The organism is Micromonospora maritima (assembly GCF_902825405.1).
GTDB lineage: Bacteria > Actinomycetota > Actinomycetes > Mycobacteriales > Micromonosporaceae > Micromonospora > Micromonospora maritima.
On the sequence record NZ_CADEAU010000063.1, the window covers coordinates 1 to 17,437 of the forward strand.

Sequence of the window (17,437 nt, forward strand, 5' to 3'; positions counted from 1 at the left end):
CCAGCGGGCCCGCGCGGCGGCCGGGTCGGCCGCCAGCTCGACCTCGGTGCCGCCGGCCGCCGCGAGCCGCAGCAGTTCGTCGAGCAGGTCACCGTCGGCCGTCACGAGCAGGGGTAGGCGACGGTACGGCGGGAGCGGGGTGCGGGGCGGCATGGCGGCCTCCATCGGTCGAACTCGGACGTGCCGTGCAGGAGCCTGCCCATCCACGACGGCCGGTGCGGCCCGCGGACGCTCGCCTGTGGACGGCGGAGGCGCTTGTGGACAGACCGCGCCGAACGAGTCGATCTGCTAAGGACGGGCAACCCACCCGACGACGGCGATCGTCCGAAAGAGCTGGCCGGGTGGCCGGTCGCTGCGGGCCCACCGGCCGGTTCGGGTGGCACCGCCAGCCATTGACGGGCGGCCTCGTCGGTCGCGCATAATCGGATCCCCCTGCCGCGATACGGACGGCACCGGCTCGTGGAATCGAGGCCATGACCGATCCACCGCACGGCACCGGAACCCCGCCCGCCCGCCGGCACGGTCGGGCAGCACGGTCGGCAGACAGGGATGCCTGGCTGCGAGACCTGTCACCGGCCACGCGCGCCTCCGTGGCGGTCGGGCTCGTGGTCGTGGTGCTGGCCGGGGCGCTCAGTTTCTTCGCCATGCCCCGTCGCCCCGACCTGCCCCCGCCGATCGGCGGCGAGGCGATCCTGGCGTCCCCGGACAACCCCACGTCCGCGGCCGAGCTGCCGACCGACTCGTACTCGCCGGCCCCGGTGTCGCTGTCCACCCGCGCCGCGTTGCCCACCCGGCCGCCGACACCACCCCGTCGCACCACCCCGACCGGCCGTCCGCCCGCACCGAAACCGTCTGTCACCACCGCGCGCCCACCCGCGCCCCGGCCCGGTGAACTCACCCCGCTGCCCGCGTCCCGTGAGTCCACGCTCCGCTCCAGTGGTGGTGGGCCGGAGACCTTCGTCGACTTCGTCAACGCACGGACGGCGCCCGTCGTCGTGTACTGGCTCGACTACGACGGCCAACGCCGCCAGTACGGGTTGCTCCAGGCCGGGCAGTCGTACCGGCAGCAGACGTACGTGGGTCATCCCTGGCTGGTGACCGACGAGCGCGGCCAGGCACTGGTCTGCTTCGAGCCGGCGCGCGAGACCCTGCGCGCGGTGATCCGCTGACGGCGGGCCCGGTGACAGGGGTCCCCGGAGCCGCGGCCCGGGCCGATCGAAGACCGGGCCCGGATGACACTCCGTCGGGTCTTATGGCGTCGATGTCGTGGAGCAGCGTGACCGGGACGGCTGCTCCACCCGCTGCGCGGCGTCGTACTGCCACAGCTGCGGCACCGCCCGGCTGATGCCTGCCACGGCGAGGATGGTCAGCAACCCACCGATTGAGATCGACCAGCGCGGCCCCCATGCCGCGCCCGATACGCCGTGCAACAGGTTGCCGATCTGTGGGCCGCCCATCGTAACGACGATCATCGAGCCCTCGATCCTGCCGCGCAGTGCGTCGTCGGTGCTCGCCTGGCTGATGGCCCGACGGAACGTGCTGAGTACGAAGTTCACACCCCCGCCGACCACAAGCGCCGCAGCGGCGAGCCACAGTTGGGGTGCCAGCCCCAGCAGAACGACCGTCGCACCCCAGACGGTAGCGGCAGACGCCATCAGCACGCCGTGCCGCCGGGCACGGGTGAACACGCCCGACAGCATCCCGACCGCGAACACGCCTGCCGGGTAGCTGGCGTAGAGCACACCAAGCTCGAAACCACCTCCGGCCGCGCCGCCGAACTCCCGCTGGGCCAGCTCTGGATAGAGCGCCCACGGTGCCCCGAACACCATCGCGGCCAGGTCCACCCCGATCAGCGCCACCAGCAGCGGCCGCGAGAGCAGATAGCGGAAACCGTCCAGCAGCTGGCGGACCATCGGGCGGCGGACCTCGAGGCTCGCGCCGGCGGAGGAAGGCCTCCCGGGATGCGGCACCAGCACCGGTGGTTGCGGTGGGAGTGGGGGCAGCCGGAACACCGACCACATGACGAGCAGCAGCGCGACCGTGTCCAACAGGTACAGCACGCCAAGTCCTACCGCCGGGATCAGGACCCCGGCCAACAGCGGACCTACGACCGAGCCGGTATACCGGACCAGGGAGCTCAATCCGTTCGCGGCGGCCAGAAGATCCGCCGGTACCACTCGCGGCACCGCCGCCCCCATCACCGCCATCACCGCCCCGTAGCCGAGGCCTTGGCAGGCGACCAGTGCGATCAGCACCAGCACCGACCGCAGGTCCACAGCCGCCTGCGCCCACAGCCCCGCGTACGTCAGCGCCAGGCAACCGTGTGCGATCAGGAGCAGCCGACGCCGGTCCATGGCGTCGGCCAGCGCACCGCCCCACAACGCCGAGATCACCAGCGCGACCAGCGACACCGCCGCCGAGACCCCGACAGCCGCGGACGAGCCGGTCAACGTGAACAGCTGCGTGGGAACAGCAAGAACGCTGAACGAACCACCCACTGCGGCGATCAGCGACGCGACCCACAGCCGCCGGTACGCGGGGATCGCCAGCGGGCGCCGGTCCATCAGATACGGACCCAGCCTGCGTCCGCCGATGCGCTCTCCGGCACTGCCGTCTCCGCTACCAGCACCGATACTTGCGCCTGCCATCGTCGGCGCTCCCATACCCGTAGCTCCCGGTCCGCTGATGCCGGCCGTGGCCGGCACCGACGATGCTGGGCCTTCTCCCAGGGGAAAGGTCCAGTCGCACCGAGGTTCGGGCCGCGCCGCTCCCGACGTCCTCCTGGCGGCGCTCCGCGGCTGTCCCCCGTCACGGATGCCGCCAGACGCGCCGGTACGGTTCACTCCGTCCTGGAGGAGGATCAACGTGGGACGGTGTCACTGCTGCGGAGAGGTAGTGGACGACCAGAATCTCCGCTGGGAGCACGAGGTTCCAGACGAGCTCGCGGATGACCAGGACGAGATCAGCTATCGCAGCCGGGCGGTCATCCTCTCCGAGGTCGGTAGCTTCCTCCGCTGCATCGCGCCAATTCGCCTCGACAACGGCGCAATCGCCCGGTTCGGCGTTTGGGTCGCGATTCTCGACGACGTTCAGCAGGTCATGGCTGCTGGGCGCTCCGGCGGCGACGCCTGGGCATCATTGAAGTTCACCGGCGTCCTTGCCAACAGGCTGACGCCTTGGCCCACGATCTACCGCCCCATCGTGTCGGTCGCCGTCTCGGAGCCGGACCTGGTGCCACTGCTGGTGGACAGCAGAGACCCACACATGCGCAACGTGCTGACCCGCGCCTGGCCGCACACCGACGTGATTCCTCCGCGTGAGCAGCGCGGCTGAACGTTCCGATCGCCACGGATGGGGGGGCGAGGCTCGCGCCGGCACCATCAGCCGGGTCGCGATCCTCGGCCGCGTGACCGAGGCGGCGCCGGGCCGGTGGCTGGCGAGAGGGGACGCCACAAAGGGACGACCCCCGTCGGGGGGAGACGGGGGTCGTCTGTGGTTCGGCTCCGGGGGGGTCGAGCCGAACCGACTCAGCGGTCACGGGGGGTGCAACCGCCGAGGGCCTGGGCGGCGACGGGACGTGAACTCCTGTCGTGAGGACAAGCATGCCGCAGCGGACCCTTATACGTCGAGTGGTGTTCACTCCACGCAAAGCTAAATCGCACCGCAACTGATGTGACCGCTGTCACTCCGGCGGGTGCACCTCGACCTTCCTGACCCCGGCCGGGCGGCTCCACGGAGTCTGTCCGGCTAGACTTTCGCGCCGTGGGCCGCAGTGCCGCTTTCTTCGATCTCGACAAGACCGTCATCGCCAAGTCGAGCGCCCTGGCGTTCGGTCGGCCGTTCTACCGGGACGGGCTGATCACTCGGCGTGACGTGGTCAAGTCGGCGTACGCGCAGCTGATGTTCCGGCTGGGCGGCACCGACGAGCAGACCATGGCCCGGACCCGGGACTACCTGGCCACGCTCTGCAAGGGCTGGCCGGTGGAGCAGGTCCGCCAGATCGTCGCGGAGACGCTGCACGAGCTGATCAACCCCTACGTGTACGCCGAGGCCGCCGCCCTGATCGAGGAGCACCAGGCGGCCGGCCGGGACGTGGTGCTGGTCTCCGCCTCGGGCGAGGAGATGGTCCGGCCGATCGGCGAGCTGCTCGGCATCACCGACGTGATCGCCACCCGGATGGCGGTGGTCGACGGCCGCTACAGCGGCGAGGTCGAGTTCTACGCGGCCGGGCCGAGCAAGGTCGAGGGCGTCAGTGAGCTGGCCCGGGAGCGCGACTACGACCTGAGCGACTCGTACGCGTACTCCGACTCGTACAGCGATCGGCCGTTGCTGGAGTGCGTGGGGCACCCGACGGTGGTCAACCCGGACCGGGCGCTGCGCAAGCTGGCGGTGGAGAACGCCTGGCCGGTGCTGGAGTTCCGGCATCCGATCCCGCTGGGTCGCCGGCTGCGCGAGCGGCCGGCGGTGCCGGTCGCCGCGGCGGCGCTCGGCGTGGGCGTCGGGGTGGCCATCGGCATCGCCTGGTACGGCCGGCACCGCCGCACCCGGGCCGCCGCACCCACCGCCTGAGGGCAGCCGGGCGGCCCGTGGGGGTCAGGAGGCGGCGAGGATCTCGTCGCCGATGAGCGTGATCTGGTCCGCCCCGACCTCGACCGCCGTCATGTAGTGACGCAGCCAGGAGCGCAGGCCGTCGGCGGTGCCGGTGGCGAACGCGCCGGCCGCGCCGACGTACTCCGGTTCCCGCTCGCGGTGCCCGACGTCCACGGCGACCAGGCCCCGCGGGTCGAAGCCGGTGGAGATCAGCACCAGCCGGGCGGCGGCGCGGGCCACCACGCCGGACGGGCCCGGGAACGGGCGCAGGTTGAGCAGTTCGCCGTGCACCACGGCGGCGAGCACCAGCGGTGGCACCTTCGTGCCGCCGGCCACCAGGCCGGAGAGGCCGTCGAGCCGGGCCGCCACCACGGGGTCGGCGACCGGGCGGCCCAGTTCGTCCTCGGTCACCACGTCGCGGGCGGCGAGCACGTGCAGCCGGGCCAGCACCTGCCGTGGTGCCCTGGTCCAGAGGTCGCTCAGTCCGGGCAGCGCGCCGGCCACCCGCAGGGCGCCCTGGAGCACCGGATCGGTGACCGTGCCGGCGCGTACCTCCTCGCGGTCGTGGTCGCGGCCCTCCAGCGCGGCGCTGGCCACGGCCGAGCGGAGGCTGACCTCGGCGGCCACCTGCCCGCCCTGACGGCGCAGCGCCCGGTGCCGGTGGGCCTGGTCGACCAGGTCGCGGGCCCGCTCGACGGCGGGCGCGACGTCGGCGAGCGCGAGCAGCGGGGCGAGCGGATCGGTGGTCACCCCGTCACGCTAGCGACCACCCGGCCCTCCGCAGGCCCCGGGTGTTAAGCGGGGCCCCCTCCTCTACCGAAAGCGTTAACAAGGGGCCCTTCCTTACACCTCAGCGCGGAGCAGGCGCCGCTGAGCGCGTGGAGTGGGGCGGGCGGTCGCGGGCGGGAGAGGGCGGGACTAACCTTCCCCGGAGTAGGAGACGCAGGTCACGCGACGAAGGAGTCACCGCATGAGCGAGGCATTGGCCAACTTGCTGAACGAGACGCGCCAGTTCCCGCCGCCGGCCGAGCTCGCCGCGAACGCCAACGTGACCGCCGGGGCGTACGACGAGGCGGCCGCCGACCGGCTCGCCTTCTGGGAGCGCCAGGCGGGCCGGCTGGCCTGGGCGCAGCCGTGGGAGCAGGTGCTCGACTGGTCGAACGCGCCCTTCGCGAAGTGGTTCACCGGGGGCCGGCTCAACGTGGCGTACAACTGCCTGGACCGGCACGTCGAGGCGGGCCGGGGTGACAAGGTGGCGATCCACTGGGAGGGCGAGCCGGGTGACACCCGCACCGTCACCTACGCGGACCTGCACCGGCTCACCTGCCAGGCGGCGAACGCGCTGACCGAGCTGGGCGTGACCGCCGGCGACCGGGTGGCGATCTACCTGCCGATGATCCCGGAGGCGGCGGTGGCCATGCTCGCCTGCGCCCGGATCGGCGCCACCCACAGCGTGGTGTTCGGCGGCTTCTCGGCCGACGCGCTGACCAACCGGATCCAGGACGCCAGCGCCAAGGTGGTGATCACCGCGGACGGCGGTTTCCGCCGGGGCAAGCCGTCGGCGCTCAAGCCGACCGTGGACGAGGCGGTGGCGAACTGCCCGTCGGTGGAGCACGTGCTCGTGGTCCGGCGTACCGGTGAGGAGGTCGCCTGGTCGGCGAAGGACCACTGGTGGCACGAGACGGTGGAGACCGCACCGGCCGCGCACGAGGCGCAGCCGTTCGACGCCGAGCACCCGCTGTTCATCCTCTACACCAGCGGCACCACCGCCCGACCGAAGGGCATCCTGCACACCACCGGTGGCTACCTGACCCAGGCGTCGTACACCACGCACGCGGTGTTCGACCTGAAGCCGGAGACGGACGTCTACTGGTGCACCGCCGACATCGGCTGGGTGACCGGGCACTCCTACATCGTCTACGGCCCGCTCTCCAACGGCGCCACCCAGGTCATGTACGAGGGCACCCCGGACACCCCGCACAAGGGCCGGTTCTGGGAGATCGTCGACAAGTACCGGGTGAGCATCCTGTACACCGCGCCGACGCTGATCCGCACGATGATGAAGTGGGGCGAGGACGTGCCGGCCGGCTACGACCTGTCGTCGCTGCGCCTGCTCGGCAGCGTCGGCGAGCCGATCAACCCGGAGGCGTGGATCTGGTACCGGCAGCACGTCGGTCGGGGTGAGCTGCCGGTGGTCGACACCTGGTGGCAGACCGAGACCGGGGCCATCATGATCTCGCCGCTGCCCGGCGTGACCGAGGCGAAGCCCGGGTCGGCGATGTCCGCGCTGCCCGGCATCGTCGCCGACGTGGTCGACGACCAGGGCCAGTCGGTGCCGAACGGTGGCGGCGGCTACCTGGTGCTCAAGGAGCCGTGGCCGTCGATGCTGCGGACGATCTGGGGCGACGACAACCGGTTCCTGGAGACCTACTGGTCGCGCTTCGGCGCGGGCGCGAACAGCGGCGACGAGTGGGTCTACTTCGCCGGCGACGGCGCCAAGAAGGACGACGACGGGCACATCTGGCTGCTCGGCCGGGTGGACGACGTGATGCTGGTGTCCGGCCACAACATCTCCACCACCGAGGTGGAGTCGGCGCTGGTGAGCCACCCGTCGGTGGCGGAGGCGGCGGTGGTCGGCGCGACCGACCCGACCACCGGGCAGGCGATCGTCGCGTTCGCCATCCCGCGCGGCAGCGCGGAGACCTCCGGGGACGCGGGCGAGCAGCTCATCACCGAGCTGCGCAACCACGTGGCGAGGACGCTCGGCCCGATCGCCAAGCCGCGGCAGATCATGCTGGTGCCGGAGCTGCCGAAGACGCGCTCCGGCAAGATCATGCGCCGGTTGCTGCGGGACGTGGCGGAGAACCGGTCGCTCGGTGACGTGACCACGCTCCAGGACTCCTCGGTGATGGAGATGATCTCCTCGGGGATGGGTGGGGGCAAGTCCGACGAGGACTGACGATTCCGGACCGAAGGGGCGGGTCGCGTGGCGGCCCGCCCCTTCGGCGTACGCGGGAGTCGGACCGGTCGATCGATCGGTGGAGGAGCCACTGACCTGAACGGGCAGATGGCCTGTTCACCCCTGTCTATGCCGCGCCCGGTCGACTACGTTCAGCCGCACCGGCGCAATTCGACATCTGTCACTGAGACGGCCGGTCCCTCACCATTCCCTACGATCGGAGTGGCATGCTCCTCGTTTCGCAGTCCAGGGCACGTAGACGCCTACTCGTCGCGTTGCCCGCCATCGCCCTCGCGGCCACGTCGCTGACCGTGACGGGCAGCGCGGCGGCCCAGCCGTCCCGGTCCGCGCCGGCCACCATCGCGGCGGACGAGTACTACATCAACTACGCCGAGCCCGAGGTGCAGCCGGACACCGCCGGCAAGGAGGCCAAGGGTCGGGACGGGGTCTTCTCCTCGCCCGCCGACGAGGCCCGCGCCTACGACCGGAAATACGCGGGCGGTAACCCGGTCACCGCCCGGGAGCTGGCCAGGCTCGAGGCCAAGTCGATCCACACCGGCCAGAGCCCGCGGAAGATCAAGAAGGCCAAGAGCACCCAGACCGCCAAGCTGCTGACGCTGCTCGTCGAGTTCAACGACAAGGCCAACGACGACTTCACCGGCGTGATGGTCCCGAAGACGGTCTTCGAGGACCGCACCTGCGTTCCCGGCACGGTGCAGAACGGGCCGCGGCACAACACCATCCCCAACCCGGCCACCCTGCCGCACAAGGACAACAACTCGATGTGGGTGCCGGACTTCTCCCCGGCCCACTACGACAAGATGCTCTACACCAAGCAGGGCATCACCGAGCGGGTCCGCAAGGACCTCAAGGGGCCGGACGGCAAGCCGGGCATCAGCCTCGCCGGGCGGACCATGCACAACATGTACCTGGAGATGTCCAAGGGCGCGTACACCGTCGACGGGCAGGCCAGCCCGTGGATCACGGTGCCGCACTCGGAGGGCTGGTACGCCGCCTCGCGCTGCTTCCAGGACGAGAACGGCAACTGGGTCGCCGGGCGTGAGCAGTCGATGAACGGCCACCCGGACAACCCGCAGGGCGCCGGCCGCCTCGCCACCGACGCGATCGACGCGCTGGCCGCGGCCGACCCGGACTTCCCGTGGGCCGACTACGACATCGAGGACCAGAGCGACCGCGACGGCGACGGCAACTACCACGAGCCGGACGGCGTGATCGACCACCTGGTGCTGGTGCACGCCAACCAGGGCAAGTCCCGGGGCGGTGGCGACGTCGGCGTCTACTCGGTGTGGGCGCACTCCTCCACCGTGGCCGGCGGCTACACCATCCCCGGCACGAACCTGAAGGTGTCGAACTACATCGTGCAGCCGGAGGACGCCGGCGTCGGCGTCTTCGCCCACGAGTTCGGGCACGACCTCGGTCTGCCGGACCTCTACGACACCTCGGGCAACGCCGACTCGGACGTCGACTTCTGGGACCTGATGGCGTCCGGCTCGCACTCCGGCGAGATCTTCCAGGCGCTCCCCACCCACATGGGCCTCTGGGACAAGTGGGTGCTCGGTTGGGCCGAGCCCAAGACGTTCGGGCCGGGCGACCGGGCCAAGCTGGTCAAGCTCGGGCAGACCTCGCGTACGCCGGTCGGCACCGAGGACGGCATCAAGATCGACCTGCCGGACAAGGTGATCACGCTGGCCGAGCCGCACAGCGGCACGAACATGTGGTACTCCGGCGCCGACCAGGCCTGGGCCGACGTCAAGCTGAGCCGCACGGTGACCGTCCCGAACGCCGCCGACGCGAAGTTCTGGATGTGGAACAACTACGTCATCGAGGAGGACTGGGACTACGGCTTCGTCGAGGTCTCGACCGACGGCGGCGCCACCTGGACCGAGCGCAAGGTGTACGACGCCTCCGGCGCGCTGGTCTCCACCGACGACGGCTACGCCGACCCGAACGGGCGGATGGTCGACTTCGGCAACAAGAAGTACGGCCTGACCGGCGCCACCGACGGCTGGCGGCACGACTACGTCGACCTGTCGTCGTACGCCGGGCAGACCGTGCAGGTGCGCCTGCGGTACGCCACCGACGAGGCGTTCCAGGAGCGCGGCTGGTTCGCCGACGACTTCTCGGTGACCGGCGGCGGCGCCACCACCTGGAGCGACGACGTCGAGGGCGGCACGGCCGGCTGGACCCAGACCGGTGGCACCTTCACCGACACCAGCGGCGCGGGTTGGCACGTCGACTCGGGCACCCAGGTCAAGTCGCACTACTACCTGGCCGAGTGGCGGAACTTCGACGGCTTCGACAAGGGCCTGAAGTACGCCTACGACACCGTGTACTCGCACGAGGCGTGGAAGGTCGACCGGATCGCCTACAACGCCCCGGGCATGCTGGTCTGGTACCGGGACACCCAGCTCGGCGACGTCAACCACGTGACCGGGCAGATGACCGCGCTGCCCAGCTACGGCGCCAAGGGCGGCCTGCTGATCGTCGACTCGCACAACGACCCGCTGCGCCGCAAGTGGACCGCGGCCGAGAAGGACCCGTCGGTGCTGGACAACCTGCCCAGCCGCCCGCAGTCGTCCAACGCGGCCTTCTCCTTCCAGCCGACGTACCCGTTCAAGGAGTGCCTGGAGGCGGCGGACGAGCCGTACAGCGCGTACTGCACCAAGTTCCCGGCGCAGTCCCCGGTGCGGGCGTTCACCGACGCCAAGGGCTGGTACCCGGGCATCGAGATCCGGGACGGCTCGCCGTACGCCCGGGACAACGACGCCTCGGTGGTCGTCCCGTCGAAGGGCAACCAGCAGTACACGACCCGGGTGGTGAACCCGGACGGCACCCCGGCGACCGACTGGTACGGCGAGGAGCTGGGTGGCGGCGCGATCGTGCTCGGCACCGGCAACCCGCGCGACTCGGGTGTCGCCTACGGCACCTCGATCGTGCTCGTGCGGCCGGCCAAGGACAACGCGTACGCCACGGTGTTCGTGGTCCCGCCGAAGGGCTGAATCGGGGACGTCAAACCGGAACCGGAATGACCGAAAAATGAGCTGAACGGGCCGGATGACGGAAGGGCCGGGAGCGGAAGCGCTCCCGGCCCTTCTGCATCCATGACCTTCGTTACCGTCGACTCATCGGACATCGGCGCTGGTCAGCGCGCCGGCAACAGATCGACGTGTGACGGGCAACGGCGTCACCAACAAAAAGTTGCTACAAATCGACGCACACATCTTCCCACCGGTCCCAGCAGTGTCTATGTTCACCAAGGGTCCCACTTGTGGGACGTTCCACCGGCCCGTACCCCCATGGGGCCGGTTCCCTCACACCGGAGGTACCACGTGCGCAAAGTCGCAGTGGGTCTGCTCGGGCTTTCGCTGACGGCGACGGGGCTGGTGGCGGGCACGTCCGCCAGCGCCGCCCCGACGCCGAAGCTGCCGACCACCGCTCCGTCGGTGGCCGAGCCCGCACAGGCTGAGCACGATCTGCCCAACCCGCTCGAGGAGAAGCGGCGGGCGCTGCGCCAGGAGGGCCTCAGCGAGGTCCTGTCCGGCCGGGCCAAGTCCCAGAACATCAACGGCAGCACGGTCGTCAAGGTCGGCGAGGCGGCTGCCGAGGGCGCCCCGGCGGGCAAGGCCGCGCGGAGCACCAAGGCCGGCAAGGGCCCGACCAAGGACCAGTACGTCGAACTCTCCCGCAAGCGGACTGACAAGATCTTCGTCATTCTCGCGGAGTTCGGCGACGAGCGGCACCCGGACTACCCGGACAAGGACACCGACCCCAACACCGCGGGGCCGGCCACGTTCGACGGTCCGCGCGTCAACCAGATCCCCCAGCCCAACCGGGCGGTGGACAACTCCACGGTCTGGCAGCCGGACTACAGCGCCGATCACTACCGGCAGCTGTACTTCGGCACCAAGCCGGGTGACGAGTCGCTGAAGCAGTACTACGAGGCCCAGTCCTCGGGTCGGTACAGCGTCGACGGCGAGGTCACCAACTGGGTCCGGGTCAAGTACAACGAGGCCCGCTACGGGCGCTCCGACGACCCGATCGCGGACGACGACCCCAACCCGGCCAACGACCCGGCCGTCTGCGACAGCAATGTCTGCAGCAACACCTGGGACCTGGTCCGGGACGCCGCCAACCAGTGGGTCGCCGACCAGAAGGCGCAGGGCCGCACGGACGCCCAGATCGCCGCCGACGTCAAGTCGATGGACCAGTGGGACCGTTACGACTTCGACGGTGACGGCAACTTCAACGAGTCCGACGGCTACATCGACCACTTCCAGATCGTCCACGCCGGCGGCGACCAGGCCGACGGTGACCCGAACCAGGGTGAGGACGCCATCTGGAGCCACCGCTGGTACGCGTACGCCAGCGACCAGGGCAACACCGGTCCGGCCGACTTCCCGGCCGGTGGCACCGAGATCGGCAACACCGGCGTCTGGATCGGCGACTACACGATCCAGCCGGAGAACGGTGGCCGGAGCGTCTTCTACCACGAGTACGGTCACGACCTCGGTCTGCCGGACGACTACAACGTGGGCACCAGCGCCGACAACAACAACGAGCACTGGACCCTGATGGCCCAGAGCCGGCTCGGCGCGAAGAACGACGGCGGCATCGGCGAGCGCGGTGGCGACCTGGGCGCGTGGAACAAGCTCCAGCTCGGCTGGCTCGACTACGAGACCGTCGTGGCCGGTCAGAAGCGCACCCTGAACCTCGGGCCGCAGGAGTACAACTCGGCCAAGGCGCAGGCCGCCGTGGTGGTGCTGCCGCAGCGGGAGTACACGTTCCAGAACGGCAAGCCGTTCGAGGGCACGAAGCAGTACTTCTCGGGCAACGCGGACGACCTGAACAGCTCGATGACCCGCACGCTGGACTTCACGGGCAAGTCGTCGGCCGCGCTGACCATGAAGGGCCGGTACAACATCGAGACCGGCTTCGACTACATGTTCTTCGAGGCCTCGCTCGACGGCGGCACCAGCTGGGTGAGCCTGCCCGGCACCGTCGACGGGCGTCCGCTGAAGGAGATCTCCCCCGGCCGCTTCGCCCTGGACGGCAGCAGCAAGGGCAACTGGGTCGACGTCAACATCCCGATGGACGCGGCGGCGGGCAAGGTCGTGCAGTTCCGGCTGCGCTACCAGACCGACGGCGGTGTCTCCTCGGGCGGCTTCTACGGTGACGCCATCACCGTGACCGCCGACGGTCAGACCGTTCTCTCCGACGGCGCCGAGGCCGGCAACAACGGCTGGACCCTGGCCGGTGGCTTCAGCATCGTCGAGGAGACCTACACCCGTAAGTTCGACAACTACTACATCGCCGGCAACCGGTCGTACGTCTCGTACGACAAGTACCTGAAGACCGGCCCGTACTACTTCGGCTACGCGAACACCCGCCCGGACTACGTGGACCACTACGCGTACCAGGAGGGTCTGCTGATCTCGTACTGGAACCTGCGTTGGGCGGACAACAACACCGCTCCGGCGTCGGCGGCCAACCCGGGTGGTCACCCGGGTGAGGGTCGGAACCTGTACATCGACTCGCGTCCGCGGCCGCTCTACAACCTGACCGGGCAGCCCTGGCGGGCCCGCGTCCAGGTCTACGACGCGCCGTTCAGCCTGAAGAAGGCCGACTCGTTCACCCTGCACATCAACAGCCAGCCGCAGTACATCCGCGGTCAGGCCGCTGCTCCGGTGTTCGACGACAGCAAGCAGTACTGGTTCCCGGAGCTGCCGAACCACGGCGTCAAGGTCCCGAACAACGGGGTCAAGATCCGCGTGGTCGAGCAGGACGGCACCTCGATGAAGATCCGCATCTCCTGATCAACGGATCGACGCACCACAGCGATGCCCGGGCGGTCAACCGCCCGGGCATCGCCCTTTCCGGCGGGGAACCGACAGGTCCCCGCCCGCGTCCCATCCGGGTGACGCCTCGCACCGCCCTGCCCGCCGCCCTCGCGGCGGCCCTGCTCGCCACCGCTGGCTGCGCCGGGAACGGAGGACCCGTGCCCGAGGACCCCCGGCCGTCCGCCCCGACCACACCGCCCACCTCTGCCGCACCGGCCGCGCCGTCCACCCCGGCGGCGGACGCGCCGGCCGCCAGCGGTGCCCCCGCCGACCGTCCCACGCCGCTCTCCGCCACCGAGCTGCCGACCCTGAAGCGCCCGGTCGGGCCACCGAAGGAGCCCACCGACAACCGTCCCACGGGGGCCGTCGCGGGGTGGATCACCCGTGGTGGTCCCGGCCCGTGCTACGGCCTGGTCGACGAGAACGGACGCGAGTACGCCGTGCACGGCCCCGAAGCCGGTGAGCTGCGTGAGGGCGACTTCGTGACGCTGCGGCTCGCCTCCCGGGACCGCTCGGTCGACTGCGGTCCCGGCGTACCGATGCGGATCGTCGGCCCGTAGTCGCGACCGGTGCGGGTCGGCGCGGTGCCGTCCCGGAGAATCCCCTGATCCTGGGCACCTGCGGGGCCGCCCGGCGACCGCCGGCCCTAGGCTGTGCCCCATGACCGACCAGCGCGGCGGGTTCGCCGACGAGTCCTGCGTCCTGCCCGAGGGGCCGTGGACGCACCGGTTCGTCGGCGCCAACGGCAGCCGGTTCCACGTCGTCGAGGCGGGCACCGGCCCGATGGTCCTGTTCCTGCACGGCTTCCCGGAATACTGGTACGCCTGGCACGAGATGCTTCCCGCGGTCGCCGACGCCGGCTTCCGCGCGATCGCCGTCGACCTGCGCGGCTACGGCGCGAGCGACAAGCCACCCCGGGGGTACGACGGCTACACGCTCGCCGCCGACGTCGCCGGCCTGATCCGCGCGCTCGGTGAGCGGTCGGCCACCGTGGTCGGCACCGGGGCGGGTGGGCTGATCGGCTGGACCGCCGCCTCGTTCCACCCCACCCTGGTGCGACGGCTCGTGGTGCTCGGCGCACCGCACCCGCTCCGACTGCGGGCCGCCATCTTCGCCGACCCGCGCGGCCAGTTCACCTCGGCCACCGCCACGCTGAAGTTCCAGCTCCCCCGCTACGAGCACGTGCTGACCCGGGACGGCGCCGCCGAGGTGGAGGACATGCTGCGCCGGTGGGGCGGGCCGCGCTGGGTCGACGGACCCGACTTCGCCGACTACGCGCGCTGCTGCCGGGTGGCGATGCAGATCCCGCAGGCCGCGTTCTGCGCCATGGAGGGCTACCGCTGGGCGTTCCGCTCGGTCCTACGGCTGCACGGCTACCGGTTCGTGAAGCTGATGCAGAAGCCCCTGGTCACACCGACGCTGCAACTGCACGGCGCGCTGGACCGGGCTTCGCTGCCCCGCACCGCGCAGGGCTCGGGCCGCTACGTCACCGCACCGTACGAGTGGCGGCTGCTCGACGACGTGGGCCACTTCCCGCACGTGGAGGCCCGCGACGTGGTGCTCGGCGAGATCCTGCGCTGGGCGAAGTCCTGACTCAGACCCGCTGCTCGCCCAGGTCGGCCACCTCGGTCGCGGGCGCCCAACCCTGGTAGACGCCGAAGTCGAACGCCTCCAGCCCCATCGCCTCGGCCACCGGCCAGCGTCCGCCGGTGTACTCCACACGCAGCCAGCCCTCGTGCTCGGCCAGCACGATGAACGGCTGCCCCTGCCAGGTACAGGTGGTCCGGACGTACGCCAGGTCCTCCACCTCGGCGGCCGGCACCACCCGGACGTACCGGCCGGGGCGCACCTCGGCGAAGCCGTCGTCCGGTTCCGGCTGGTAGAGGCGGACGTCGGTTCCGTCCGGGCTGGCCTGGTACTCCCGGCCCCGCCAGCGGGCCACGTACCCGTCGCGGGTCACGCCTCGTCCGCCTTCCGCCACACCAGCGTGTCGGTGTCCAGGACCGCGACGAGCCGGGTGGAGGCGTCGGAGCCGACCCGCCACAGCTCCGCCCCGTGCGGCAGCCGGGCACTGTCCACCTTGAACTCGGCCACCACGTCGCTGCTCTCCCCCGGCGCGAAGCCGTTGCCGCGGAACGGGGACCGCTCGATCACCCAGCCCTCCATCGCCCGCATGGCGGACTCGTTCTGCCCGCCGTAGGGAATCCGGTAGAGGCTGGGCCGGTGGGCCGGCCAGCGCAGCAGGTAGATCTCCTCGTCGTCGCGGGAGAACGGCGAGCCGGGATGACCGAGGCCGAGCGCCTCGTACAACTCCGCCGGGGTCCTCAGGTGGGCCAGTTCGCCGGCCCGGTGCACGAACCCGGACACCCGGTCGTAGCCCCGCTCCAGGTAGTAGGCGAGCTGGCTCGCCGCGATCGCCTTCTGCATGGTCACCGGCAGGCTCGGGTCCGTCGGCGGCGCCTCCGGCCGGGATACGGCCGCCGGGGCCGGCGTGGCGGCGGGCGGCTCCGGTTCGTCGCCGAGGCCCACCTCGGCGGCCCAGTTGGCGAGCGCGAGGACCTGCTCCCCCGGGTACGCCGCACCGACCGGACTGCCCGGGTTCACCAGGAACGACCAGCTGGCGTCCGGCCACCGGCGGATGAGCTGGACGAACTTGACCCGTACCGTGTCGACCGGCCCGTCGGCATGCTCGGCGAGCCGCTCCGGCGAGGTGTGCGCCACGACGTACGTGCCACCGTCGATCGGCTCGGTGCGCCAGACGAAGCCCGGGTCGCCCGGCCGGCTGCCCGGTGCCGAGTCGGGCGCCACCGGCAGCAGCACCCGGGCCAGCAGCAGCGTGGTGAGGAAACCGTCCGTGTTCCCACTGCCGGCGGCGGCGAGCAGCTCCTCCTCCACCTCGTTCGCCGGCACGAACTCCGGCCGCTCCCGGCCGGCGGGAGGGCCCGGCTGGTCCTCCACCCGGGAGGGGCCGGACCACGCCGTGGGCTCGACGGTCGCCGTCGGCGGCGGCGTGTGGAGCGACGTGGTGTCCGGTTCGGCCGGAGCCGTGCCGGGCGGGAACAACGGCTCGGTGGGCGGCTCGAACAGCGGGGTCGTGGTGCCGCTCGACTCCACCGGAAGCGGCGCGGTCGGCTCGTCCCGCGCGAACGCCGTCGTGGGCTCGAACAAGGACACCGTCGGTTCGGCGGACGCCGCGGGCTCGGACAGCGGCACCGTCGGCTCGTCCCGCGCGAACGCCGTCGTGGGCTCCGCCGCCGTGGGCGCGAACGCCGTCGTCGGTTCGGACGAGGACGGCGACGCGAACGTCGCCGTGGGCGCGAACGAGGACGGGGGTGCGAACGCCGTCGTCGGTTCCGAGGGCCCCGACTCGAACGCCGTCGGCGGCTCGAACGCTGTCGTGGACCCGAACGCGGTCGTCGTCTCGGACGCCGTCGTGGGCTCGGAGACCGTCGTGGGCGCGAACGCCGTCGTGGGTTCGGAGACCGTCGTGGGCGCGAACGAGGACGTGGGCTCGGCCGGCACCGTCGACGACGGCTCGAAGAGCGACACCGAGGGCGCGACCGCGGGCGAAAGCGGCGCCGTCGGCTCGTCCCCGGCCCCGACCCGGTCGAACGACGCGGTGTCCGACCTCGCGGCCGAAGTGGTCGTGCCGAGGTGGGCGGTGTGAGCCGACTCGGCGACGTCGACGGTGTCGTCCACCACGGGGTCGACGGGGAGCGGCACGGTCGGGTCCGCGGCGCCCGTCCAGGGCGTCGCCGCGCCATCGTCCGGCGCCGGGACCACGGGCTCGACGCGCGGCGGGGACCAGGCCGACGCGGACTCGGTCAGGTCGCGGGCCTCGATGACGGTGCCCTCGATGACGATCGGCGTGAAGTCCCGCCGTGGCGCGGGCGGGGCGGACACCGGTTCGGCGAGCGACGGCGGCAACTCCTCCGCCGCCGCGAGGTCGTCCACCGCGTTCTCCGCCGCCCACTTGTCGGGCGCGGGCGCGGCGGGGCCGGCGTGCCGCCGGGGCAGCGTGCCGGCGGCG

General features: G+C 71.4%; 13 protein-coding genes and 1 pseudogene. 9 read left to right on the forward strand and 5 right to left on the reverse strand.

The annotated features are described in order from the left end of the window. A pseudogene (locus HUW36_RS35430) lies at positions 1 to 165 on the reverse strand (septum site-determining protein Ssd); the annotation flags it as partial. Positions 166 to 590: 425 nt separating this feature from the next. Between HUW36_RS35430 and HUW36_RS09360 the strand changes: the two are divergent. Then, the gene (locus tag HUW36_RS09360) at positions 591 to 1,169 is read left to right on the forward strand and encodes a VHL beta domain-containing protein (RefSeq protein WP_246248023.1); all 579 of its coding nucleotides are present in this window, start codon (positions 591 to 593) and stop codon (positions 1,167 to 1,169) included. A gap of 81 nt (positions 1,170 to 1,250) precedes the next feature. Here HUW36_RS09360 and HUW36_RS09365 read toward each other — a convergent pair whose 3' ends face one another. Further along, entirely contained in the window at positions 1,251 to 2,564 is a 1,314-nt protein-coding gene (locus HUW36_RS09365) for an MFS transporter (RefSeq protein WP_174527768.1), read from the reverse strand. 331 nt (positions 2,565 to 2,895) lie between these two features. Between HUW36_RS09365 and HUW36_RS09370 the strand changes: the two genes are divergently transcribed. After that, on the forward strand, positions 2,896 to 3,333 hold the full coding sequence (locus tag HUW36_RS09370) for a hypothetical protein (protein WP_174527769.1): 438 nt from the start codon (positions 2,896 to 2,898) through the stop codon (positions 3,331 to 3,333). Positions 3,334 to 3,762: 429 nt separating this feature from the next. Continuing rightward, positions 3,763 to 4,569 carry an HAD family hydrolase gene (locus tag HUW36_RS09375; RefSeq protein WP_174527770.1) on the forward strand — a complete coding sequence of 269 codons (807 nt, stop codon included), beginning with the start codon at positions 3,763 to 3,765 and terminating at the stop codon, positions 4,567 to 4,569. A gap of 24 nt (positions 4,570 to 4,593) precedes the next feature. Here the strand turns inward: HUW36_RS09375 and HUW36_RS09380 are convergent, their stop codons facing one another. Further along, positions 4,594 to 5,340 (reverse strand): Fic family protein, encoded by a 747-nt coding sequence (locus HUW36_RS09380; RefSeq protein ID WP_174527771.1) that lies wholly within the window; start codon positions 5,338 to 5,340, stop codon positions 4,594 to 4,596. Positions 5,341 to 5,560: 220 nt separating this feature from the next. Here HUW36_RS09380 and acs point away from each other — a divergent pair, with 220 nt between their 5' ends. The 5 genes from acs (at position 5,561) to HUW36_RS09405 (ending at position 15,000) form a co-directional block, all read left to right on the forward strand. Further along, the gene (gene acs, locus HUW36_RS09385; RefSeq protein WP_174527772.1) at positions 5,561 to 7,549 is read left to right on the forward strand and encodes an acetate--CoA ligase; all 1,989 of its coding nucleotides are present in this window, start codon (positions 5,561 to 5,563) and stop codon (positions 7,547 to 7,549) included. Between the two features lie 275 nt (positions 7,550 to 7,824). After that, positions 7,825 to 10,569 carry an immune inhibitor A domain-containing protein gene (locus tag HUW36_RS09390; RefSeq protein ID WP_246248025.1) on the forward strand — a complete coding sequence of 915 codons (2,745 nt, stop codon included), beginning with the start codon at positions 7,825 to 7,827 and terminating at the stop codon, positions 10,567 to 10,569. A 345-nt stretch (positions 10,570 to 10,914) separates the two neighbouring features. Further along, complete coding sequence (locus HUW36_RS09395; RefSeq protein ID WP_174527777.1) at positions 10,915 to 13,383, forward strand: immune inhibitor A domain-containing protein; 2,469 nt, start codon at positions 10,915 to 10,917, stop codon at positions 13,381 to 13,383. A gap of 182 nt (positions 13,384 to 13,565) precedes the next feature. Next, positions 13,566 to 13,967, forward strand: a complete 402-nt coding sequence (locus tag HUW36_RS09400; RefSeq protein WP_246248026.1) for a hypothetical protein — start codon at positions 13,566 to 13,568, stop codon at positions 13,965 to 13,967. 100 nt (positions 13,968 to 14,067) lie between these two features. Continuing rightward, positions 14,068 to 15,000 (forward strand): alpha/beta fold hydrolase, encoded by a 933-nt coding sequence (locus HUW36_RS09405; protein WP_174527774.1) that lies wholly within the window; start codon positions 14,068 to 14,070, stop codon positions 14,998 to 15,000. Between the two features lies 1 nt (position 15,001). Here HUW36_RS09405 and HUW36_RS09410 read toward each other — a convergent pair whose 3' ends face one another. After that, positions 15,002 to 15,367: a hypothetical protein gene (locus tag HUW36_RS09410; RefSeq protein WP_098744019.1), complete on the reverse strand. Its 366-nt coding sequence runs from the start codon at positions 15,365 to 15,367 to the stop codon at positions 15,002 to 15,004. Continuing rightward, positions 15,364 to 16,317 (reverse strand): SseB family protein, encoded by a 954-nt coding sequence (locus tag HUW36_RS09415; RefSeq protein WP_174527775.1) that lies wholly within the window; start codon positions 16,315 to 16,317, stop codon positions 15,364 to 15,366. The genes HUW36_RS09410 and HUW36_RS09415 overlap by 4 nt, the downstream gene beginning before the upstream one ends. Between HUW36_RS09415 and HUW36_RS09420 the strand changes: the two genes are divergently transcribed. Then, a complete protein-coding gene (locus tag HUW36_RS09420; protein WP_174527776.1) occupies positions 16,262 to 17,074 on the forward strand; it encodes a hypothetical protein in 813 nt (270 codons plus the stop codon). The genes HUW36_RS09415 and HUW36_RS09420 overlap by 56 nt on opposite strands. The last annotated feature ends 363 nt before the right edge of the window (positions 17,075 to 17,437 follow it).

Bases quoted from the DNA above. Each gene is read 5' to 3' on its own strand.
- acs (WP_174527772.1), top strand. From the start codon at position 5,561: ATGAGCGAGGCATTGGCCAACTTGCTGAACGAGACGCGCCAGTTCCCG.
- HUW36_RS09405 (WP_174527774.1), top strand. From the start codon at position 14,068: ATGACCGACCAGCGCGGCGGGTTCGCCGACGAGTCCTGCGTCCTGCCC.
- HUW36_RS09365 (WP_174527768.1), bottom strand. From the start codon at position 2,564: ATGGACCGGCGCCCGCTGGCGATCCCCGCGTACCGGCGGCTGTGGGTC.